We start from the raw sequence: 21,492 nt of genomic DNA, 5'->3' as shown, positions 1-21,492 counted from the left end.
GAGGGGCCCCGCGCCCTACTTCGGCCTGAACCGCTTGCTGGTCGGGAAGCCCTTGGGCGCCAGCTTGCCGGCGGCGCTGCGACGGCCTTCCCAGTCCTTCCACTCCGGCCAGTCCCGGGTGCGGCCTGCGGCGTCCGTCCAGGCCGCACCGGCGCCGGCCGTGAACACCAGCGCGTCCCGCAGCCCGCCCTCTCGGTAGGTCTGCAGCTTCACGCCCTTGCCGCGGGGCATTTCCGGCAGTTCGTCGAGGTTGAAGATCAGGATCTTGCCATTGTCGCCGACGACGGCCACCCGGTCGCCGGTGGCTTCCAGCGAAATCAGGGCCTCGCCGTTCAGCACCTGCTTGCCCGCCTTGCGGAAGGCCAGGGCCTCCTCTTCAGGCAGGATGAAGCCGTAGCCGGCCTTCGACGCCAGCAGCCGTTTGCGGCCTGGCTTGTGCGGGAAGACGTCGAGGATCTTCACGCGGTCATCAATGTCGACCATCAGGCGAAGGGGCTCGCCATGGCCGCGCGCGCCGGGAAGTTTGCTGCAGTCGAGGGTGAAGAAGCGACCGTCGGACGCGAAGATAAGCAGCTTGTCCGTTGTTTCCGCTGGAACAATGAAACCGAGCTTGTCGCCCTCCTTGAACTTCAGTTCGGAGGGGTCTTCGACCCGGCCCTTGGCCGCGCGGATCCAGCCCTTGTCGGACAGGATGACCGTGATCGGCTCGCGCACGACGAAGGCCTCGACCGACGCCTCGATCGAGACGGTCGGCGCCTCGGCGAAGGCGGAGCGCCGCTTGCCGACCGCGGTGTCAGGCCCGAGGATCTTGCGGACGTCCTTGAGCCCCTCCCCGACCAGCTTCCACTGCAGCTTCTCGTCGCCGAGCATGGCGATGATGCCGTCGCGCTCTTCGGCCAGCTCCGCGTGCTCGCGGCGCAGTTCCATCTCTTCCAGCTTCGCCAACTGGCGCAGGCGGGTGTTGAGGATGGCGTCGGCCTGGATGTCGGTCAGGGCGAACGCTGCGATCAGCTTCTGCTTCGGCTCGTCCTCGTAGCGGACAATGCGGATCACCTCGTCGAGGTTCAGGAACGCGATCAGCAGGCCGTCGAGGATGTGCAGTCGGGCCTCGATCTTGCCCAGGCGGAACCGCGCCCGGCGCACCAGGACCTCACGGCGGTGCGCCAGGAAGGCCAGTAGCGCCTGCCTGAGCCCCATCACCCCCGGCGTACCGCGGGCGTCGAGAACATTCATGTTAACAGGAAAGCGCGTCTCCAGATCAGACAGCCGGAACAGGCTCTCCATCAGGACCTCGGGCTCGACGTTGCGGCTCTTGGGCTCAAGCACCAGCCGGACGTCCTCGGCGCTCTCGTCGCGCACGTCGCCGAGCAGCGGGGCCTTCTTGCTCTCGATCAGGTCGGCCAGTTGCTCGACCAGCTCGGCCTTCTTCACCTGGTAGGGGATCTCGGTGATGACGATCTGCCAGCCGCCGCGGGCCTGCTCTTCCTTCGTCCAGAGCGCGCGCACGCGCACGCCGCCCCGGCCGCTCTCGTACATGTCGAGCATCGAGCCGGCCGGCTCGACGATCACGCCGCCGGTGGGGAAGTCCGGCCCGCGCACATGCTCCATCAGATCGGCAGTGGTCGCTTCCGGCCGCTTGAGCAGCATCAGACAGGCGTCGATCAGTTCGGCGGCGTTGTGCGGCGGGATCGAGGTGGCCATGCCGACGGCGATGCCGGAGCTGCCGTTGGCCAGCAGGTTGGGAAAGCCCGAAGGCAGGACGACCGGCTCTTCGTCCTGGCCGTCGTAGGTCGGGCGGAAGTCGACCGCGTCCTCGTCGATGCCGTCCAGCAGCAGCATCGCCGCCGGGGTCATCTTGCACTCGGTGTAGCGCATCGCCGCGGCGTTATCGCCGTCGATGTTGCCGAAGTTTCCCTGGCCGTCGACCAGCCGGTAGCGCTGGGCGAAATCCTGCGCGAGGCGGACCAGGGCGTCATAGATCGACTGGTCTCCGTGCGGGTGGAAGTTACCCATCACCTCCCCGACCACCTTGGCGCACTTGCGCGCCGCGGCCTCGGGGCTGAGCCGCATGTTGCTCATGGCGTACATCAGCCGGCGGTGCACAGGCTTGAGCCCGTCCCGCACATCGGGCAGCGCCCGCGAGCTGATCGTCGACAGGGCGTAGGCGAGGTAGCGCCGCGACAGCGCCTCGGTCAGCGGCTCTTCAAGAATGCGGTCGCCGTCGCCCGGCGGGGGAGTGTGGAGGGTCATGCTCGAATCGGGAACTTGAGGGACGCCTGTGTTTAGCGCGGGCGGAAGGGGGTTGTCCCTGCGTCCTTCGAGACGCCCGCTTGAAGCTCGCTCCTCAGGATGACGTGCAGGCTGGGTTCAAAAGTGTTCGTCATGGTGAGGAGCGATCCGCCAGGATCGCGTCTCGAACCACGCACCTAGATCAAGCTCGCCTTCAACCCCGGGAACACCTTGCCGACCTTGCCGAGCAGGTAATCGCCGTACGGCCCGCTGATCGCACCGAGGTCCGCCTCGTCCCAACGCGCCTCGCGTTTCATGCCGGCAGCCAGCGGCAAGGGCTCGACGACGGCGTCGAAGGCCGGATCGAAGAACAGCGGCCAGCTGAGCCGGTCGCGGCCGCTGGTGTTGACGACCCGGTGCGGTGCGGAGCGATAGAGTCCCTGGGTCAGGCGATCGAGTATGTCGCCGATATTCACCACCAGCGCTCCGGGGATCGGCGGGGCGTCGAACCAGACGCCGTCCCGGCCCTTGATCTGCAAGCCGCCGTTGGCGTCCTGGGCCAGCAGGGTCAGCAGGCCGTAGTCGGTGTGCTCCCCGACCCCGAAGGCATAGTCATTGCCGTCCTTCGGCGGCGTCGCCGGGTAGTGAAAGATGCGGAACAGGACGGTCGGGTCGGCGGTGTAGCGGTCGTGGAAGTACCGGTCCGGCAGGCCGAGACTCAAGGCGACGCCTTCCATCAGCGCATGTCCCGCGTCGGTCATGGCGTCCATCCACGCCGTGACCGCCGGGCGGAGTTCCGGCTGGGCCGCCGGCCACTGGTTGGCCCCATGCATCGGCCAGCCGGCCGCGACCCTGCGATCGCTCTCATCGAGCTCCTCGCCGAGATAGAGCCCCTGCTTCAGATCGGGTCGGCCCGAGGTGAGCTCGCCGCCGACCGGAAAGTAGCCGCGCCAGGCCGGGCCGCCATTCGCCATCGCGATCGCCATGCGCTCTTCGAGGGGAAGGGCGAAGAACCGCTCGCTCTCGGCCCGCAGTTCCGCAAACAGCGCCTCGCCGCCATGGCCAGTGACATAGAAGAAACCATCCGCACGACAGGCTGCGCCGATCTGCGCCGCGACGGTCGCCCGATCTTCGGTATTATCACCAAATAGCGGACCCAGATCGACGACGGGCAGGCTCACGGTTCGAACGCGCCGAGGTCGCCGAACGGATCATCGAGGCTGAACTGCGGGTTGGTGAACCACTTCGGCCCCGCCGCGGTCATGTGGAAGTGATCCTCCAGCCGCACACCGAACACGCCCGGCACGACGATCATCGGCTCATTGGAGAAACACATGCCCACCTCGAGCGGAGTCGCGTCGCCGCGGACAAGATTGGGCGCTTCATGGACGTCCAGGCCGATGCCGTGGCCCGTCCTGTGCGGCGTGCCGGGCAGCTGGTAGTCGGGCCCGAGGCCATGGCGGACCAGCACCGCGCGGGCGGCGTCATCGACGCTCTCGCAGGGCCTGCCGAGCGCGGCAGCGGAGAAGGCGGCGGCTTGCGCCTCCTTCTCGATGTCCCAGATGCGGCGCACGCGCGGCGTCGCCTCGCCGAAGACGTAGGACCTTGTGATGTCACTATTGTAGCCGTCGAGGGTCGTGCCGGTGTCGATCAGCACCATGTCGCCCTCGGCCAGCGCCCGGTCGGTCTCGCCGCCGTGGGGCAGCGCTGTGTCCTCGGCGAACGAGACGATGCAGAAGCTCGACCCGGTCCCGCCGTTGAGCAGTCGGTGCTGGGCGTCGATGAAGCGCGTGACCTCAGACGTCAGAACACCGGGGGTCAGGCTCTGCCAGGCGCGGCGATGCACCTCGATGGTGATCGCCTTGGCGCGGGTCATCAGCGCGATCTCGGCCGGCGACTTGGCCCGCCGCAGACGATTGATCAGGGGTCCTGCATCGGCCAGCCGCTCGTCGCCCAGCGCCCGGCGCAGACCCAGGAACATGAACAGCGCGATCTGGTCGTCGACCGCCAGCCGTCCCGCCGGGCCCATCCGGTCGGCGACCAGGGCGTAGGGGTTCTCGTGCTCTTCCCAGGTGGCGATCTCGCCGGGCACGCCGACGATCCCGGCGACCTTGTCCAGCTCGAACCGTGGGCAGACGTACTCCAGACGTCCGTCGACGTGGACGATGGCGCCGCACAGCCGCTCTGATGGATGCCAGACCAGTCCGGTGAAATAGCGCAGGCTCGACGTCGCCCCGAGCAACACCGCCTGGACCCCTGCTGCGTCCATCTGCGTGCGTAGCGCGGCAAGGCGCGCCTGGCGTTCGACGAGAGTGATGGGTGGCGGGTTGGTCATGGCGGGAGACTCCTCACAGGCAGTCTAGGCACAATCGAGGTCGGCGCCGATCTCAAGATGCTCCCCATCGGGGGAGCTGTCCGCGAAGGGGACTGAGGGGGTCCGCTCAGATCCCGGGTGACCCCCACCGGCCCTTCGGGCCACCTCCCCCGATGGGGAGGATTAAAGCCGCCCCGCGTCTGCCAGCCGCTCCAGCAACCAAACGCGCGCCGGCGGCAGGGGGCGGTTCAGGGGGCCGAAGACGAACTGCTCCAGAAAGTGCCCGGTCAGGTCGAAGCCCTTGCGGATGTCGCCCTCCGACAACCCGCCATGGGAGCCGAGCAGGAAGCCCGGCAATGCGAGCAGCCGGTCGGCGAACGGCTCGCCCGCCGCGCGGCTGACCGCCCGGCCGGTGCGCGGACTGACCCAGACCAGATCGTCGGTGGCGCCCGTCGAGGCGCACTTGCTCAGATCCAGACCGAACCCCAGTTCCTGCAGCAGGCCGGCCTCGAACCGAACGAAGATCGCCGGCCAGATGTCGGTCAGGGTGAAGGCGTTGCGGAGCGAGTCGAAGGCGTAGTAGGCGCCCGGATGCGGTTCCCGTTCCGGCAGCGCGCCCGCGGCGACAGCGGCGGCGGCGGCCAGGCCTGCGAGGGCCAGGGGATCATCGAACAGCGCGGAAGGCCCCTCGCCCACCGGCTCCAGCTGCGCAGACCCCAACTGGTCGGACATCCGCGCCCGGTAGCTGGCGCGCACCCGCGCCCCGGCCTGGAGGTAGGGCTTCATCTTCCGTGAGCCGCCGCCTGCGACATGGGCGGCGAACCGGCCGTGCGCCTCGGTCAGCAGATCAACGATCGCTCCGGACTCGCCATGCGAGCGGGCGGAGAGCACGAAGGCGTCGTCTTCCCATTCCATGCATGAGGGATAGCGGGTTGCGGGAGTTCCCGCGAGAGCCGACCGCCCCCATCCGTCATGGCCCGGGGACCGGAGCTACTTCGCCTTCGCCTCGAAAGCCTTGATCGTGGAGGTCATGTCCTTGGCCAGATCGTTGGGGATCGGGAACGTGAGGGCGTACTGCGAGACCTTCCAGCCGTCCGGCGTCAGCACCAGGGTCCCGGTTCCCCGGCTGGTCCCGTAGCTCTGGCTGTCGAGCAGTTCGTCGAACCAGGCCACGCAGCGACAGGCCACCGGGGCGATGGTGATGTGCCGCTCGCGCGGTACGTAGGTCCAGCCCTGGCCCTTCGAGAAGTAGGGCGTCGCGTAGCCCTTGAACTCATCGAGGCTCCAGCGCTCGGCGGCGTCGGTGCCCAGGTAGGTGGCGTCGGGTGTGTAGAGCGCGAAATAGGCAGGGCCGTCCGCCTTGGCCGCCGCAGTGTGCAGGGCGTCGAGAACGGCCGCGATGTCCTGTTGAGGGGTCGCGGCGCGGGCGGGTTGGGCGACTACCGCCATCAACACGGTCAGCATCAGGGCAAGCTTGCGCATTCTAACTCCGCTTATCCCGGCGAAGGCCGGGACCCAGGCGTTTTTGAAACAGCCGCTCATCGGTCCGGCAAGGCCAGGCTTTGCCTGAACCGTAAGCCGAGGCTCTGAAAAAGTCTGGGTCCCGGCCTTCGCCGGGATGAGCGAAATTTGTGAGAGCGGTGAGCCCGTCCCTAGACGTCGAACTCCAGACCCATGCCCTGGTAAATATCCCGCTCGTCGGCCCAGTTCTCGCGGACCTTCACGTGCAGGAACAGGTGAACCTTGCGGTCGAGCAGCTCGGCAAGTTCCTCGCGGGAGGCCGAGCCGATCCACTTCAGGGTCTGGCCGTTCTCGCCGATGATGATGGCGCGCTGGCCGTCGCGTTCGACGAAGATGGTCTGTTCGATGCGCACCGAGCCGTCGCGGCGCTCCTCGAAGGCGGTTGTCTCGACCGTCGCCGCGTAGGGCAGCTCCTCGTGGACCCGCAGATAGAGCTTCTCGCGCGTCAGTTCGGCGGCCAGCAGGCGCACCGGCAGATCGGCGGTCTGGTCTTCCGGATAAAGCCACGGCCCTTCCGGCATCATGGCCGCGAGCCGGTCGCGCAGATCCTCGACCCCGGCGCCCGTGGCAGCCGAGATCATGAACACCTCCGAATAGACGCCGGTGTCGAACAGCGCCTGGGCGACCGCCAGCATTCGCTCGCGCTTGACGCCGTCGATCTTGTTCAGGGCCAGGATCGCCTGACGTTTGGCGCCCTTGAGACCCTCGATGATCGTCTGGACGTCCTGGACGGCCTTCTTGTCGGCCCCTTCGGCCTTGCCCTCGCCGCTGACGGCGAGCTGGGCCTGGACGTCGACGAGATGCACGACGGCGTCAGCGTCCTCGGCGCCCGACCAGGCCGAACGGACCATGGCCCGGTCCAGCCGGCGGCGCGGGGTGAAGATGCCCGGGGTGTCGACCAGCACGATCTGTGACGAGCCGGCCATGGCCACGCCGCGCACGGGAAAGCGGGTCGTCTGAACCTTGCGGGTGACGATGGAAACCTTGGCGCCGACGAGGCGGTTGGTCAGGGTCGACTTGCCGGCGTTGGGGGCGCCGATGATCGCGGCGAAACCCGCGCGGGTGGGGGATGAAGAGGTCATTGCGGCGGCCTGTAGCACAGTTGGCCGTCGGGGACATGTCTCGCGGGGACATGTACCGTCAGGTACGTGTCCCCCAATCGAGCGGCTCCGGGTTTAGGGGACACGTACCTTTGGTACATGTCTCCGACTAATCCGCCCGCCCTTCCCGGCTCAGCAGCATGGCCAGGGCCGCGGACTTTTCGGCTTCCTGGCGGGAGCGGCCCTCGCCCTGTTCAGGGTCGAAGCCCTGGATCATCACCTCGACGGTGAACACAGGGGCATGGTCAGGGCCCTTGCGGGCGATGACGGCGTAGGCCGGCAGCGGCAGGCCCAGGCTCTGGGCCCATTCCTGCAGCCGGGTCTTGGGATCGTGGCCGCGGGTGTCCGACGGCGCGTCGAACTCCTCGCGCCAGGCCTCGTTGAAGAAGCTGCGCGCAACGTCGAGGCCGCCGTCGATGTAGAGGGCCGCCATCAGCGCCTCGCAGGCGTCGCCTAGCACGCCGTCGGACTCCCGGGCCCCGATCTTGGTCGCCGAGCCCGACAGGCGAAGGGCCGGCGCCAGGCCGATGTGGCGCGCCACGCGGGCGCAGGCCCTGCCGTTGACCAGCGCCGCCAGTCGGGGCGACAGCACGCCCTCCTTGGCGTCCGAGTCCAGCGCCAGCAGGCGTTCGGCCGCCAGCAGGTTCAGCACCCGGTCGCCGAGGAACTCCAGCCGCTCGTTGTGACGGACCTTGCGCGCGCCGTCGCCGACGCTGGAGTGGGTCAGGGCCCGCTCCAGCAGATCGCGATCGGCGAAGACATGGCCGATGCGCCGTTCGAGGGCCGTTACAGCCTCGAGCCTGGCGTTCATTTCAGGACGTTGAAGAACCGGCTCGGACGGGCGTCGAGGAACCAGGTCCAGGGCTTGAACAGCGACGCCTTGCCGTTCCATGACAGCAGGATGATCCGGGCGTGACCGACGAGGTTTTCCTGCGGCACGAAGCCCACGCCGCTGGCTTCCGGCGCAACGCGGCTGTCCAGCGAGTTGTCGCGGTTGTCGCCCATGAAGAAGTAGTGGCCCTCGGGCACGATATAGACGCCGGTGTCATCCACATCGCCGCGCGGCCCGCAGTCGTAGGTCTCATAGGCGCGGCCGTCCATGTTGGTCTCGCGGAAGCGCTGGACGGTCGAGCCGTTCCAGCAGGTCCCGGGATCGCCCGGGCCGTCGTAGAGGCGGGCGTTGACCTTGCCGTTCACATAAACCACGCCGGCCTTCACCTGGATCCGGTCGCCCGGCAGGCCCATCAGGCGCTTGATGTAGTCCGTCTGATTATCCGACGGGAGCTTGAAGACGATGATGTCGCCGCGCTCGGGCGCGCTGGCGAAGATCCGGCCCTTGAACAGTGGCGGGCTGAACGGGATCGAGTGCTTGCTGTAGCCGTAGCTGAACTTCGAGACGATGATGTAGTCGCCCTTCAGCAGGTTCGGCTCCATCGACGCCGAGGGAATCGTGAACGGCTGGAACAGGAAGATCCGCAGCACCAGCGCGATCAGCAGCGCGTAGACGACCGTCTTGACGATCTCGATCGTCTCGCTGACCGCGTCGACGCCGGTTTCGGGCGGCGTCTCTTCGTGAGGCGTGTCGAGCGCCAGCGGCCTGGCGTCGGCGATGGTCTCGACCTGCGGTTCGGCGGCGTCAGTCATAGTGCGCGCGCGGCTCTCTTCTCAATGATGCGGGAAGCATCCCCGCGAGTCTGGTTAGTCCGCCTATACGACAGCGGCAAGCCTGACGCCCGCTACTTCGCGTTCGTGGCGTATTGGCGGCGGCTCAGGCGGGCGCCTGGGCGCTCATCGAGTGGAAGAACCGGTTCCAGCGCAGGTTCAGCACCCAGGTCCAGGGTTTGAACAGCGACGCGCCCTCCTTCCACGAGGCCAGCACCGTCTCGGCCTTGCCGACGAGATTCTCCGCCGGGACATAGCCGACGCCGCCGGCCTCGGGCGCGACCCGGCTGTCCAGGGAGTTGTCGCGATTGTCGCCCATGAAGAAATACTGCCCCTCGGGCACCAGATACGCCGGCGTGTTGTCGAGGCGGCCGGGGCCGCAGTCATAGGTTATGTAGCGGCGGCCGATGGCGTTGGTTTCCCAGTAGCGCATCGGCGTCGCGTCATTGGGGCAGGCGCTCGAGTCGCCTTCCGCCAGACCGTCGGCCTCGCGGGGGAGGGTCACGCCGTTCACGGTCAGAACCCCGTTCGTCATCTGGATCGTATCGCCCGGCAGACCGATCAGGCGCTTGATCAGGTCCTTGTGACCTTCCGCCGGCGTCTTGAAGACCACCACATCGCCGCGCTTGGGCGTGGCGGCGAACAGGCGCCCGCTGAACAGCGGCGGGCTGAACGGGATCGAGTGCTTGCTGTAGCCGTAGCTGAACTTCGAGACGACGACGTAGTCGCCGATCAACAGGTTCGGCCGCATCGACGACGACGGGATGGTGAAAGGCTGGAAGATGAAGATCCGCAGGACCAGCGCGATCGCCAGCGCGTAGGCGATGGTCCGGGCCATCTCGATCAGTTCGGCCTTGGTGTCGGTAACGGGCGCCGTCCCATCCTGCGTGGCGACGTCCCCGTCGACGGTGTCGTCGGCTGGCGTATCAACGGCGTCGTTCATGGCCACTGTCTCTGTCGGCTGGGCGCCCCCGCCCGGATCGGCTTGTAGGCTAGTCCGTTTCGGGGCGCCCGTTAACTCGTCGTCATGCCGGCCCGGGCAGGGCCTCGATGACGACGAAGGCCTGGGCGTAGGGATGGTCGTCCGTCAGGGACAGGTGGATCACCGGAACCATGCCCTCGGGAATGAGCTCGGCCAGCCGCTCGGCCGCGCCGCCGGTCAGCGCCATGGTCGGCTTGCCACTGCGCAGGTTGACCACGCCCATGTCCTTCCAGTGGACGCCGCGCCGGGGCACGCCCGTGCCGAGCGCCTTGGCGCAAGCTTCCTTGGCGGCGAAACGCTTGGAATAGCTGGCCGCGCGACCGCCCTGGGCATTGACCTTGCGCTCGGACCGTTCGCGCTCCACGTCGGTGAATATCCGCTCGACGAACCTGTCGCCGAAGCGATTGAGGGTCTTTTCCAGGCGACGGATGTCGCTGAGGTCCGAACCGATGCCGATGATCATGCGGCCAGCTCGGCCCACGAATGCGCGAAGTCGCATTCGTGAATCAAAAGGGGGAACGCATCCTTACGCAAAACCGGCCTCCACTTTTGCGGGATGCGTTCTGGCCGCGTCCATCAGGACCCGCATGCGCTGGATCGCGGGGGCGAGCCCGGTAAAGATCGCCTCGCCGATCAGGAAGTGGCCGATATTCAGTTCCATCAGCTCCGGGATCGCGGCGACCGGTTTGACCGTGGCGTAGTCGATACCGTGGCCGGCGTGGACTTCCAGACCCAGCTCGAACGCCTGCCGGGCGCCGGCGCGCAGCCGCTGCAGGATCGCCCCTGCCCGCTCATGCTCCCCGGCGCGCAGGGCGTCGCAATAGGCGCCCGTGTGCAGCTCGACGACCTGCGCCCCGATGTCCGCGGAGGTGCGGATCTGCGCCGGATCGGCCTCAATGAACAACGACACGCGGCAGCCCGCCTCACGCAGGCGCTGGACAGCGGGCGCAATGCGGTTGTGGCCGCCGACGACGTCCAGACCGCCTTCGGTGGTCACCTCCTCGCGCCGCTCGGGCACGAGGCAGGCGGCGTGCGGCCGGTGTGCGACGGCGATGCCGAGCATCTCTTCGGTGACGGCCATCTCAAGGTTCAGCGGCTTGCCGCGCTTGAGGCAGAGGTCGGACAGCTCGTCGATGTCGTGGTCGGAAATATGCCGCCGGTCCTCACGCAGGTGGGCGGTGATGCCGTCGGCGCCCGCTGCCAGCGCCAGGTCGGCCGCACGCAGCGGCTCCGGATAGCTGGCGCCCCGGGCGTTCCGGATGGTCGCCACATGGTCGATGTTCACGCCGAGGCGGAGAGGGTTCATCGCGATCCTATCCCTTGAGCCGCCGGCTCCCCGGGTCCTGCACCGGGATGGCGGCCAGTTCGGGCGGCAGCTTGTCGGCCTCGTAGGCCGGAACATCCAGGGTCGCGAGCGCGATCAGGGGCACGCCGACGTCAGCCCGGCCACCGGAGCGGTCGACGATGCAGGCGGCGGCGATGACCTCGCCCCCGGCCTCACGGATGGCGGCGATGCATTCGCGGGACGACAGCCCCGTGGTGACGATGTCCTCGACCATGACCACCTTCGCGCCAGGCTCGATCGAGAAGCCGCGCCGCAGCTTGAAGGCGCCGCCCTCGCGCTCGACGTAGAGCGAGCGGATGTTCAGATGCCGGGCGGTCTCGTAGCCCGGGATGATGCCGCCGACGGCCGGGCTGATCGCCACGTCCGGCTGGCCCACCTCGGCGATGATCTTGGCCGCCAGCGCCTTGCACAGGCGCGCGCAGCGATCCGGCTCGGCGAACACCAGGTTCTTCTGCAGAAACACCGGGCTGTGCAGCCCGCTGGACAGCACGAAATGGCCTTCGCGCAGCGCGTCGGCGCCACGGAACTCGTTGAGGACGTCTTCCTGGGTCATTCTGGCTAGATAGCGTCGGGAACCGAGTCCGACCAGCCTCCCAAAAAACGCGCCATCCTCTCCCGCGAGGGAGAGGGGGACCGCCCGGAGGGTGGTGGAGAGGGATGCACAGGCGTCGTCAGGCAGGATCGCTCCCAAACCCCCTGGTGCCGCGCATCCCCCTCCACCATGCTCCGCATGGTCCCCCTCCCCCTCGCGGGGGGAATTATATACGTGACAAAGCAGCGTTGATTTCGTAAGGTTTCTTCACTGAAGGAAGCCCTACCGATGAACCTCACCGCACCGATCTTCACCGACGCCGACAAGGCCCGCGAACACCTCGAAGCCACCCGTTGGCCGCAAGGTCCGATCTGCCCTCATTGCGGCGTCGTGGCCGAAGCCACCGCGCTTCAGGGCAAGGCTCACCGTGCGGGCCTGTATCAGTGCAACGCGTGCCGTGAGCAGTTCACCGTCACGGTCGGAACCGTGTTCGAGCGTTCCAAGGTTCCGCTCAACAAGTGGCTGCTGGCGACCTACCTCATGTCGTCCAGCAAGAAGGGCATCTCGGCCCACCAGATCGGCCGCACTCTCGGCGTGACCTACAAGACCGCTTGGTTCATGTGCCACCGCATCCGCGAGGCGATGGGCGACAACGGCGCCCCGATGGGCGGCGAAGGCAAGTTTGTCGAAGCCGATGAAACCTTCGTCGGCGGCAAAGAGAAGAACAAGCACGTCTCCAAGCGTCAGCCCGGCCAGATCGGCGGCGTTGGCAAGCAGGTCGTGTTCGCCCTCGTTGAGCGCGGTGGCCGCGCCCGTTCGTTCCATGTGGCCAACGTGACCGGCAAGACCCTCGCGCCGATCCTGCGCACCCAGGTCCGCCGCGAAAGCGTCCTGATGACCGACGAGGCGGGCCAATACCGCAACGTCGGGACCGAGTTTGCGGGCCATGAGAAGGTCAACCACGGCAAGGACGAATACGTTCGCGGCAACGCTCACTCCAACACGGTCGAAGGCTTCTTCGCCATCCTGAAGCGCGGCGTCGTCGGCACGTTCCACCACGTCTCGGAAGCGCACCTAGCGCGCTACCTTGCCGAGTTCGACTTCCGCTACTCGAACCGCATCGCCCTCGGCATCACCGACACGATGCGCACCGACGAGCTGCTGCGCGGCATCGGTGGCAAGCGCCTGACCTATCGGCGGGCTGGTGAAGCCGCGCACGCGTAGGCAGAAGGCAAGGAAGCTGCAAAGCCTTCGCAAGAACGGCACAAAGTAAGAACGATCCTTCGCCTTTGCCGTGCGAATCGTTGCACTTGCTCGCGTGCGTGAGAGTGCGTTGAGGACCATACCGGAAGCGGGCTTCTAAGCCTTACCGCGGGCGCTTTTGCCCGGTTTCCGTATGGACCCACTACCCATGACCACGTTCAAAATTGGTCGCGATGCCAAGACCGGCGAGTTTATCCCGGTCAAGGAAGCACAACGCCGTCCGAACACGACGACCGTTGAGACCATCAAGACGCCGCCTAAGCCCAAGAAGTAAGGGCTTAGGACGGCTGCTCTGACTTGGGGGCGCTCTTAGGGGCGCCCCTCTTTTTCCGGGTTTGGGACGAGTCCCCTTCCCGGCGGTTAACGTGCGGCTTGTGTGGCATCGCCGCCAGATTACCTAGCACCCGCTGAAACTCGGCTTCAGCGGCCTTCTCTTCAGCTTCAGAGGGTTTGTCGGTCATGGCCTTGGCGTGGAAAGAGGTGTTGGCGTGGATCGGCCCCAAGCCTCACATTGAGGCGGTCGGAGCCGTGGCGCTCACATTCTGCGATCTTGAGTTCTCGCTATACGGGCTCCTTACCGCCCTCCTCGGCGAAGAAGAGGACATAGTTCCATTCCTCTACTTTGAACTCAACAACGCTCAACGCGCGGACTTCATCCGCCATGTCTATGCCAGACGACACAACGAACACGTCTGCGGCTACGTGGATGCAGCCCTTCGCCTCTTCGGCATCTGTGCCGAAAACCGAAATCTGGTGATGCACGCTATGCCGACTTTCGGCGCGGCTGGAAGGGATACGCTCTTTGTGGTGAAGGGCGTTAAGGGCCGCCCTGGAGACGTAAACGAATACGCGTTTGGCTTAGAAGACCTTCGCGCCGCTGCGCGAAGCGCGGTGATGGTGCGTGAGTTCGTCCACGCTGTGGTTGATGCCGTGGACGACCTTAGCCATGGCAATTGGCCCGTGACATGGCCAGAAACACCTCCTCCACCACGTAAGCTGAGCCTGTTTCTGCGTCCAGAAGGTCCCTTAGGCGAATAGTCCCCGCTTCGATCATAGCGGGGGTAATCTCAATCTCAGCGCCGGCCTGTCCCTCTTGGGAATCGCATCGTTCGGTCAGCTTTGTCACGTATATAATTCCCCTCGCGGGGGAGGAACGGTAGGAGGCTTCATGACCTCTCCACACCCCGTCCCCCGAGTCGGCTGCGGCGCCGCGATCCTGCGCGACGGCCAGCTGCTCCTCGTCCAGCGGCTGCGTGAACCGGAGGCCAACCATTGGGGCCTGCCGGGCGGAAAGGTCGACTGGGGCGAGGCCACGCGCGACACCTGCGCCCGCGAGATCGCCGAGGAGCTGGGCCTGACCATCACGCCGGGGCGGCTGCTGTGCCTCGCCGACACCATCGACCTGGGCGACGGCCAGCATTGGGTCGCGCCGGTTTATCTGGTGGAGGACAGCGTCGGGGAGCCCGTCGTGCTGGAGCCGGACAAGCTGGGCGGCTGCGGCTGGTTTCCGCTGGACGCCCTGCCCTCGCCCCTGACCAGCGCGACAGTGGCGGCGGTGAAGGCGCTGGTCGAATAGCCGGGGACACGCACTGAAGTGCATGCCCCTCAGTGAGGCTCACCCCTTGGCCCGGTCCACCGTCTCGATGGACGGATTGGCGCGCAGGGCGGCGACGATGTTGGTCGCGTGGCGGGCGTCCTTCACGTCGAGGTCGAAGTCGACGTCGAAATGGTCGTCGCCGCGGTAGTGCATGTTCAGGTTGACGATGTTGCCGCCGACCTCGCCGATGATCGTGCAGGCCTCGCCGAGCACACCGGGGGCGTTGCGGATCGTGGCGCGCAGGCGCGTGCGGGACACGGTGTGACGCTCGGCCTCGGCGGTCCAGTGCAGGTCGCGCCACAGGTCCTGGCGCTCGTCGTACTGTTCCAGGGTCGGGCAATCGATGGCGTGAACCTCGATGGCCTTCTCGACCGCGATCCCGACAATACGGTCGCCCGGCACCGGCCGGCAGCAGTTGGCGAAGCGGATCATCGAGCCGGCCCGGACCTTGTCGCCGACCACGAAGACATGGGCCTCGCGGCCGTCTTCGATCCGCCGTCGGGCGCTGACAGCGGCCTTTTCCGAGTCCTTGAGGCCGGGGAAGATCGTTTCGAGGACATCAGCCGGGCTGAACCGCCCGCGACCGACGGCGTCGAACAGTTCGTCCTCGCTGGCCATCGCGAACCGGTCGAGCGCAGGACGGAAGGTCACGCCAGAGCGCGTCTTGCCGACGCGACCGAACGCCTGGTCCATCGCCGCGACGCCGAGGCGCAGGAACTCTTCCTTCTCGGTCTGGCGGATATGGCGGCGGATCGCCGAGCGCGCCTTGCCGGTCACGGCCAGCGAGCGCCAGTCGGGCAGCACCGCGGGCTTGGGCCCACGGACAATCTCGACCACGTCGCCGTTCTGAAGTTCCGTCCGCAAGGGCTTGAGTTCGCCGTTTATTTTGGCCCCCACCGTGGTGTCGCCGACGTTGGTGTGGACGCCGTAGGCGAAGTCCAGCGGCATCGAGCCGCGCGGCAGGGTGATCAGCTTGCCCTTGGGGGTGAAGACGAACACCTGGTCGAGGAACAGCTCCATCTTGGCGTGTTCGACGAGTTCCTCGGAGTCGCCGCCGTGCTCCAGCACCTGGACCAGTTGGCGCAGGCTGGCCAGCGGGTCGCGGCCGCCCTCGGCCTCCATCGCCTCGCGGTCGAAGCCGTAGGACTTGTTCTTGTAGCGCCAGTGCGCCGCCACGCCGTCCTCGGCGACACGGTCCATGACCTCGGTGCGGATCTGCATCTCGACGCGCATGCCGCGCGGCCCGATCACCGTGGTGTGGAGGGACCGGTAGTTGTTCCGCTTGGGGGTCGAGATGAAGTCCTTGAAGCGCTCGGGCACGCAGGGCCACTGGCGGTGGATCAGGCCGAGCGCCCGGTAGCAGTCGTCCTCGCTGTCGACGATCACGCGGAAGGCGTAGATGTCGCTCATCTGCGAGAAGCCGATGGACTTGCGCTGCAGCTTTCGCCAGATCGAGAACGGGTGTTTTTCGCGGCCGAAGACGCGGGCCGGGATCGCTTCCGCGTCGAGGATGCGGCTGATGTCGCCGCTGACCTGCTGCACCGCCCTGCCCTGGTCGACCCGCATGGCCTCGAGCCGGCGCAGGATGGCATTCCGTGCGACCGGATTGAGGTGCTCGAACGCCAGCTCCTCCAGCTCGGTGCAAATGCGATGGCAGCCGATGTTGCGGGCCAGCGGCGCATAGATGTCGAGGGTTTCGCGGGCGATCCGCTCGCGCTTGGCTGGCTTGGCGATGTAGCCCAGCGTGCGCATGTTGTGCAGACGGTCGGCCAGCTTGACCATCAGGACGCGCACGTCCTTGGAGATGGCCAGGATGAACTTGCGCAGGTTCTCGGCCTGGCGGGCATGTTCGGCGGCCAGTTCCAGCTTGGAGAGCTTGGTGACGCCTTCGACCAGTTCGGCGACCTCGGCCCCGAACAGTTCCTCAATGTCCTCGCGGGTGACCGAGGTGTCCTCGATCACATCGTGCAGCAGGGCGGTGACGATGGACGCCGTATCGAGGCGATATTCCGTCAGGATCCCGGCCACTTCGATCGGATGGGCGAAATAGGGATCGCCGGACGCCCGCGTCTGTGAGCCGTGCATCCGCACGGCGTAGACATAGGCCCGGTTCAGCAGGCCCTCGTCAGCCGTCGGGTCGTAGGCCCGGACGCGCTCGATCAGTTCGTACTGGCGCAGGAACTTCGGACCCGCCGCCCGTGCGCGGGCGGCGGTGTGAGGCGCCGCCTCGGGCGCCTCAGGAGTCGTGTTCGGGGGATAGGCGGCGGCGGTCGGCGCCGCCTCCAGGGTGGTCTCTAGCGGATCTGTGCCGTCAGGGCTCAGTACCGCTCCTCCTGACCGCCGTCGCGGTCGCTCTGCAGGGCGCGGATCAGTTCCTGTTCGCTCATCTGCATGTGGGTCGGATCCGACAGCAGGGCGATGGTTTCCGCCTCTTCCTCGGCTTCCGTGCGCTCGTCGACGCGTTGCAGCGTGCCGATCAGGCTTTCCTTCAGGCCGTCATTGTCGACCACGTCGTCAGCGATTTCGCGCAGGGCGACGACCGGGTTCTTGTCGTTGTCGCGGTCGACCATCAGCGCCGAACCGGCCGAGATGGCGCGGGCGCGGTGGGCGGCGACGAGGACCAGACCGAAGCGGTTGGGGATCTTCTCGACGCAATCTTCGACGGTGACGCGGGCCATATTGGATTCTCTGGTGCCGGTGGGACCGGGGTACATAGAGTTTTGCGCGTCATTGTGCAACGCCGCAAGCGCGATCAGGCCGGCCTCGCGTCCTGGCCTACACTTGCAGCGACCGCGAGCGCTGCGGCGCTCAGCCTGTTCACCGGATGCCGCCAGTCCGGCGCGATCTCCGCCAACGGCCCCATGACGAACAGCCGCTCGTGTGCGCGCGGGTGCGGCAGACAGAGCCCCGGCGCTTCAAGGACCAGCCGGCCGAACGCGATCAGGTCGAGATCGAGCGTACGGGCGGCGTTGATCTCTCCCCGCGCCCGTCCGAACTCGCGCTCAATGGCGTGCAGCGCTTCCAGCGCTTCGCCGGGGGTCAGGTCCGTCTCAACGAGCGCCACGCCGTTGAGGTAGGCCGGCGCCGTGGGATCCGGCCAGGCCGCCGAGCGCCACCAGCCGGACCGTGCGGTCACCGTCAGGCCGTGGTCCGCAAACCTCGCCAGCGCCGCCTCGAGCAGGGCTTCGCAGGAGCCATGCGTCCCCGCTAGATTGCTCCCGAGGGCGATGACGACGGATTCGTCCGATATTGATTGAGATATTGCGTTCAAGGATTTGAAAATATGACGTTTTATCCGACCGACAGGCTCGCCCTGTTCATCGACGGGGCCAACCTCTATTCCCAGGCCAAGGCGCTGGGCTTCGACATCGACTACCGCAAGCTGCTGGACGAGTTCCGCAAGCGCGGGGTGCTGATCCGGGCCTACTACTACACCGCCCTGGCCGAGAGCGGCGACGACTTTTCCCCGCTGCGCCCGCTCGTCGACTGGCTCGACTACAACGGCTTCACCGTGGTGACCAAGCCGGCCCGCGAATACACCGACGCCAACGGCCGCAAGCGCTGGCGCGGCGATATGGATGTCGAGATCGCCGTCGACATGATGGATATCGCCGGCAAGGCCGATCATGTGGTGCTGTTCAGCGGCGACGGCGATTTCCGCGCCCTGGTCGAGGGCGTCCAGCGCAAGGGCGTGCGGGTGACCGTGGTCTCGACCGTCAAATCCCAGCCGCCGATGGTCAGCGACGACCTGCGCCGGCAGTGCGACGCCTTCGTCGACCTGGCCGACCTCGGCGACATCATCGGCCGCCCGGCCCGGGCGCCGACTCCGAGATTCCTGCAGGACCCGCCGGCCCGCACCCGCGCCGAAGTCGAGGCCGACGATGAAGTCTAGCTGCGGCGATATGAGCGCCTCCGAACCCCCGCGCGACTGCCCGCTCTGCCCGCGCCTGGTCGAGTACCGGCGCGAGAACCAGCGGCAGAACCCCGACTGGTGGAACGGCCCCGCCCCGTCCTTCGGCGACCCGAACGCCCGGCTGCTGATCGCGGGTCTGGCGCCCGGCCGCACCGGGGCCAACCGCACGGGACGGCCGTTCACCGGCGACCACGCCGGCTGGCTGCTCTACGACACCCTGAAGAAGACAGGTTTCGCCACGGGGACCTATGACCCGAACGGCGACGATGATCTGGCGCTGAGCGGCGTGATGATCACCAACGTGGTCCGTTGCGCCCCGCCGCTGAACAAGCCCGAGACCAGCGAGGAAAAGACCTGCAGCCCGTTCTTCGCCGCCAAGCTGTCGGAGCTGACCGAGTTGAAGGTGATCGTCACCCTCGGCGACGTGGCCCGGCGCAGCGTGCTGCGGGCGATGGGACTCAAGGCCTCACTGGGCGAACCCGGCCACGGCTCGCAGTTCACGGCCGGCCCCTACACCGTGATCAACAGCTACCATTGCTCCCGGCTGAACACGAATACCGGACGGCTGACGCCGGCGATGTTCGAGGAGATCTTCCTGCGGGTGCGGGCGCTGCTGAAAGACTGACGCGCGTCAGTCCCCCTGCCCCTTCCCGGGCACCAGCCCCCAGGCGCCCTGGCCGATGATGCAAGTGTCCGTGCCCGGGGGGCACAGGCCCTGCGAGCGCTCGGCGTAGATCTGCTGGATGATCTCGGGATTGGCGCGCAGGGCCTCGCCGCGCAGACGGGTGCTTTCGGCAATGCCGCGGGCCGTCTCGATGGCCGCCTCGGCGTTCGCGCGCGCCTCGGCGGCCTTCTGCTGGGCCGCCAGGGTGCGTTGTTCGGTCTGGGTGCGGGCTTCAACCGCGGCGGTTACGCTCGGCGGATAGCGGATGGTGCCGACCCATTCCATCTGGCTGATCTCGACGCCCTCGGCGGCCCACTTGTTGCGGACCCGCTGGAAGGCGCGCTGGATCACCAGCTGGCGGCCGGCGCCCATCAGCGAGCCGGTGCAGGCCGCCGCCGCGATCGGCGCGGCGCCGACGGCGGCGCCGGGCGTGGTGTTCAGGTTGCAGGACACCGGAACCTGCTCGGTCTCCTTGGCGATGGCCGAGCGCACGTCATTGCGGATCTGGCCGTCAAGCAGGTCGTCGAACGGCTGACGCCAGCGGGCGTAGAGCTCGGCGGCGCGGTCGTCGCGCACGCGGATGGTCAGGTTGACGTCGGCGGTCATCGGCAGGCCGGTCTGGTCTGCGAACGCGATTTCCTCGTTCTCCTTGCCGTCGGAGTTGGGCTCGCGCGTGTAGCTGTAGGTCCGCTGCCGCGTCGGATAGATGATGATGTTCTCGCCGATGCCCTTCCAGTGCCAGCCGGGGCGAAGCTCGGTGGGCTGAACACCGGGGTTCGCGCCGAACTTGGTGGTCTTGATGCCGGCCTCGCCGCTCTCGACCGTGGTGCTGCAGGCCGTGACGGTGCAACCGCCGCCGACCAGCACGAACGCCAGCAGTGCAACCGTCAGCCCGACCCGGGCGACGCGCGGCCCCCGAGACATCCGTGTGATCTTGTTGTCCGAGGCGCTCATACCGGATCTCCCTGACGGCGATCCGGCGACTGTGCGGCGATTCGGCCCTGACGACCGGGGCCTCAGCCCGTCCGGTCGCCCTTCATCAGGCGCGCCTTGTCCCGTTGCCAGTCACGCTCGGCGGAGGTCTCGCGCTTGTCGTGGAGCTTCTTGCCCTTGGCCAGGCCGATCTCGAGCTTCGCGAGGCCCTTTTCGTTCCAGTAGAGCTTGAGCGGAATGATGGTCCGCCCCTCGCGCTGGACCGCGCCGATCAGCTTGCCGATCTGCTTGCGGTGCAGCAGCAGCTTCCGGTGCCGCCGGGGCTCGTGATTGAAGCGATTGCCGCCGCTGTAGGGCGGGATGTCGGCATTGATCAGGACAATCTCCGACCCTTCCACCGCCGCATAGGATTCGGCGATGTTGGCCCGGCCGTTGCGCAGGCTTTTAACCTCGGTCCCGGTCAGCATGATGCCGGCTTCCACCACATCGTCGATGAAGTAGTCGAACCGCGCGCGGCGGTTCTCCGCGATGGTCTTGCCAACCTGGGTCACTAGAGGACCCCTGCTTCCCGCATGGCGTCGAGAATGACCGGCTTCACCCCGTCGGCGCAGGCGGTGATCGGGAGACGGCAGTCCTCGGCGCAGAGGCCGAGGTGCGCGAGCGCGAACTTGGTCGGGGACGGCGAGGCGTCGAGGAACAGCGACTTGTGCAACCGGACCAGGCGATCCTGCCAGTCGCGCGCCGACTCCCAGTTCCCGGCCATGCAGGCGTCGAAGAAGGCCGCGCAGCCTTCCGGCGCGACATTGGCCGTGACCGAGATGCAGCCGTGGCCGCCGTGCGCCATGTAGCCGAGCGCGGAGGGATCGTCCCCCGACAGCATCACCCACTCGGGGCCGCACATCAGCCGCTGGAGGCTGACCCGGGTCATGTCGCCGGTGGCGTCCTTGATGCCGATGATGTTGGGCAGGGCCGACAGGCGCGCGAGGGTCTCGTTGCTGATGTCGCCGGCCGTCCGCCCCGGCACGTTGTAGACGAAGACCGGCAGCTGAACCGCATCGTTGATGGCCCGGTAGTGGGCGTAGAGCCCCTCCTGGCTGGGCCGGTTATAGTAGGGCGTGACGCACAGCGCCGCGTCGGCGCCGACCGCCTTGGCGTGCCGGACCAGCTCGATGGCCTCGGCCGTCGAATTGCTGCCGGCGCCGGCGATGACGGGAATGCGTCCCTTCGTCGTGGCGATGCAGAGCTCCACCACGCGACGGTGCTCGTCATGGCTCAGCGTCGAGGTCTCGCCGGTGGTGCCCACGGGCACCAGACCGTGAACGCCGCCGGCGATCTGCCGTTCGACAAGGGCGACAAAGGCGGCCTCATCGACGGCGCCGTCGCGAAAAGGAGTCACGAGGGCGGGGAGAACGCCCTTGAAGGGAAACTGGACCATGA

24 protein-coding genes are annotated in these 21,492 nt (G+C 67.3%); 6 read left to right on the top strand and 18 right to left on the bottom strand.

What is annotated here, in order from left to right; all coding sequences use genetic code 11:
• Positions 1-15: 15 nt before the first annotated feature.
• From parC to pyrE, 12 genes are all read right to left on the bottom strand, one after another.
• Positions 16-2,250, bottom strand: a complete 2,235-nt coding sequence (gene parC, locus AC3WJT_RS12840) for a DNA topoisomerase IV subunit A (protein ID WP_492343519.1) — start codon at positions 2,248-2,250, stop codon at positions 16-18.
• Positions 2,251-2,426: 176 nt separating this feature from the next.
• A complete protein-coding gene (locus tag AC3WJT_RS12835) occupies positions 2,427-3,410 on the bottom strand; it encodes an isopenicillin N synthase family dioxygenase (protein WP_492343518.1) in 984 nt (327 codons plus the stop codon).
• Positions 3,407-4,564, bottom strand: a complete 1,158-nt coding sequence (locus AC3WJT_RS12830; RefSeq protein ID WP_492343517.1) for a M24 family metallopeptidase — start codon at positions 4,562-4,564, stop codon at positions 3,407-3,409. The genes AC3WJT_RS12835 and AC3WJT_RS12830 overlap by 4 nt, the downstream gene beginning before the upstream one ends.
• Before the next feature lie 162 nt (positions 4,565-4,726).
• Complete coding sequence (gene recO / locus AC3WJT_RS12825; protein WP_492343516.1) at positions 4,727-5,458, bottom strand: DNA repair protein RecO; 732 nt, start codon at positions 5,456-5,458, stop codon at positions 4,727-4,729.
• Positions 5,459-5,533: 75 nt separating this feature from the next.
• Positions 5,534-6,025 (bottom strand): nuclear transport factor 2 family protein, encoded by a 492-nt coding sequence (locus AC3WJT_RS12820; RefSeq protein WP_492343515.1) that lies wholly within the window; start codon positions 6,023-6,025, stop codon positions 5,534-5,536.
• A 170-nt stretch (positions 6,026-6,195) separates the two neighbouring features.
• Positions 6,196-7,146: a GTPase Era gene (gene era / locus AC3WJT_RS12815; RefSeq protein ID WP_492343514.1), complete on the bottom strand. Its 951-nt coding sequence runs from the start codon at positions 7,144-7,146 to the stop codon at positions 6,196-6,198.
• Positions 7,147-7,273: 127 nt separating this feature from the next.
• Positions 7,274-7,975 carry a ribonuclease III gene (gene rnc, locus AC3WJT_RS12810; protein ID WP_492343513.1) on the bottom strand — a complete coding sequence of 234 codons (702 nt, stop codon included), beginning with the start codon at positions 7,973-7,975 and terminating at the stop codon, positions 7,274-7,276.
• Complete coding sequence (gene lepB, locus AC3WJT_RS12805) at positions 7,972-8,808, bottom strand: signal peptidase I (protein WP_492343512.1); 837 nt, start codon at positions 8,806-8,808, stop codon at positions 7,972-7,974. Before lepB (AC3WJT_RS12805) ends, rnc begins: the two co-directional genes overlap by 4 nt.
• 124 nt (positions 8,809-8,932) lie before the next feature.
• Complete coding sequence (gene lepB / locus AC3WJT_RS12800) at positions 8,933-9,769, bottom strand: signal peptidase I (RefSeq protein ID WP_492343511.1); 837 nt, start codon at positions 9,767-9,769, stop codon at positions 8,933-8,935.
• An 82-nt stretch (positions 9,770-9,851) separates the two neighbouring features.
• Positions 9,852-10,271, bottom strand: coding sequence for a holo-ACP synthase (gene acpS, locus AC3WJT_RS12795; protein WP_492343510.1), 420 nt, complete (start codon positions 10,269-10,271; stop codon positions 9,852-9,854).
• 63 nt (positions 10,272-10,334) lie between these two features.
• The gene (locus AC3WJT_RS12790; protein ID WP_492343509.1) at positions 10,335-11,114 is read right to left on the bottom strand and encodes a pyridoxine 5'-phosphate synthase; all 780 of its coding nucleotides are present in this window, start codon (positions 11,112-11,114) and stop codon (positions 10,335-10,337) included.
• A gap of 7 nt (positions 11,115-11,121) precedes the next feature.
• Positions 11,122-11,706: an orotate phosphoribosyltransferase gene (gene pyrE, locus AC3WJT_RS12785; protein ID WP_492343508.1), complete on the bottom strand. Its 585-nt coding sequence runs from the start codon at positions 11,704-11,706 to the stop codon at positions 11,122-11,124.
• Between the two features lie 267 nt (positions 11,707-11,973).
• Here pyrE and AC3WJT_RS12780 point away from each other — a divergent pair, with 267 nt between their 5' ends.
• The 4 genes from AC3WJT_RS12780 to AC3WJT_RS12765 all read left to right on the top strand — a co-directional run bounded on the left by AC3WJT_RS12780 (position 11,974) and on the right by AC3WJT_RS12765 (position 14,524).
• The gene (locus tag AC3WJT_RS12780) at positions 11,974-12,909 is read left to right on the top strand and encodes an IS1595 family transposase (protein ID WP_492343507.1); all 936 of its coding nucleotides are present in this window, start codon (positions 11,974-11,976) and stop codon (positions 12,907-12,909) included.
• A gap of 187 nt (positions 12,910-13,096) precedes the next feature.
• A complete protein-coding gene (locus tag AC3WJT_RS12775) occupies positions 13,097-13,222 on the top strand; it encodes a hypothetical protein (RefSeq protein ID WP_492343506.1) in 126 nt (41 codons plus the stop codon).
• 185 nt (positions 13,223-13,407) lie between these two features.
• Positions 13,408-13,986 (top strand): hypothetical protein, encoded by a 579-nt coding sequence (locus tag AC3WJT_RS12770; protein ID WP_492343505.1) that lies wholly within the window; start codon positions 13,408-13,410, stop codon positions 13,984-13,986.
• A gap of 130 nt (positions 13,987-14,116) precedes the next feature.
• The gene (locus AC3WJT_RS12765; protein WP_492343504.1) at positions 14,117-14,524 is read left to right on the top strand and encodes an NUDIX hydrolase; all 408 of its coding nucleotides are present in this window, start codon (positions 14,117-14,119) and stop codon (positions 14,522-14,524) included.
• 39 nt (positions 14,525-14,563) lie between these two features.
• Here AC3WJT_RS12765 and AC3WJT_RS12760 read toward each other — a convergent pair whose 3' ends face one another.
• The 3 genes from AC3WJT_RS12760 to folK all read right to left on the bottom strand — a co-directional run bounded on the left by AC3WJT_RS12760 (position 14,564) and on the right by folK (position 17,816).
• Positions 14,564-16,723: a RelA/SpoT family protein gene (locus AC3WJT_RS12760; protein WP_492343845.1), complete on the bottom strand. Its 2,160-nt coding sequence runs from the start codon at positions 16,721-16,723 to the stop codon at positions 14,564-14,566.
• A gap of 140 nt (positions 16,724-16,863) precedes the next feature.
• A complete protein-coding gene (rpoZ, locus tag AC3WJT_RS12755; protein WP_492343503.1) occupies positions 16,864-17,223 on the bottom strand; it encodes a DNA-directed RNA polymerase subunit omega in 360 nt (119 codons plus the stop codon).
• Between the two features lie 74 nt (positions 17,224-17,297).
• The gene (gene folK / locus AC3WJT_RS12750) at positions 17,298-17,816 is read right to left on the bottom strand and encodes a 2-amino-4-hydroxy-6-hydroxymethyldihydropteridine diphosphokinase (protein ID WP_492343502.1); all 519 of its coding nucleotides are present in this window, start codon (positions 17,814-17,816) and stop codon (positions 17,298-17,300) included.
• 12 nt (positions 17,817-17,828) lie between these two features.
• Here folK and AC3WJT_RS12745 point away from each other — a divergent pair, with 12 nt between their 5' ends.
• Complete coding sequence (locus AC3WJT_RS12745; RefSeq protein ID WP_492343501.1) at positions 17,829-18,437, top strand: LabA-like NYN domain-containing protein; 609 nt, start codon at positions 17,829-17,831, stop codon at positions 18,435-18,437.
• On the top strand, positions 18,427-19,083 hold the full coding sequence (locus AC3WJT_RS12740; RefSeq protein WP_492343500.1) for a uracil-DNA glycosylase: 657 nt from the start codon (positions 18,427-18,429) through the stop codon (positions 19,081-19,083). Before AC3WJT_RS12745 ends, AC3WJT_RS12740 begins: the two co-directional genes overlap by 11 nt.
• Positions 19,084-19,089: 6 nt before the next feature.
• On the opposite strand, the gene AC3WJT_RS12735 is transcribed toward AC3WJT_RS12740, so the two are convergent.
• The 3 genes from AC3WJT_RS12735 to dapA form a co-directional block, all read right to left on the bottom strand.
• On the bottom strand, positions 19,090-20,076 hold the full coding sequence (locus AC3WJT_RS12735; RefSeq protein WP_492343499.1) for an SPFH domain-containing protein: 987 nt from the start codon (positions 20,074-20,076) through the stop codon (positions 19,090-19,092).
• Between the two features lie 62 nt (positions 20,077-20,138).
• Complete coding sequence (gene smpB / locus AC3WJT_RS12730) at positions 20,139-20,606, bottom strand: SsrA-binding protein SmpB (RefSeq protein WP_492343498.1); 468 nt, start codon at positions 20,604-20,606, stop codon at positions 20,139-20,141.
• Positions 20,606-21,490: a 4-hydroxy-tetrahydrodipicolinate synthase gene (gene dapA / locus AC3WJT_RS12725; protein WP_492343497.1), complete on the bottom strand. Its 885-nt coding sequence runs from the start codon at positions 21,488-21,490 to the stop codon at positions 20,606-20,608. Before dapA ends, smpB begins: the two co-directional genes overlap by 1 nt.
• Positions 21,491-21,492 lie beyond the last annotated feature (2 nt).

This window comes from Caulobacter sp. FW305-C-30-S16 (assembly GCF_058783025.1).
Note: the sequence above shows the minus strand (reverse complement) of the source record. Positions and strands in the feature narration are given on the sequence as shown.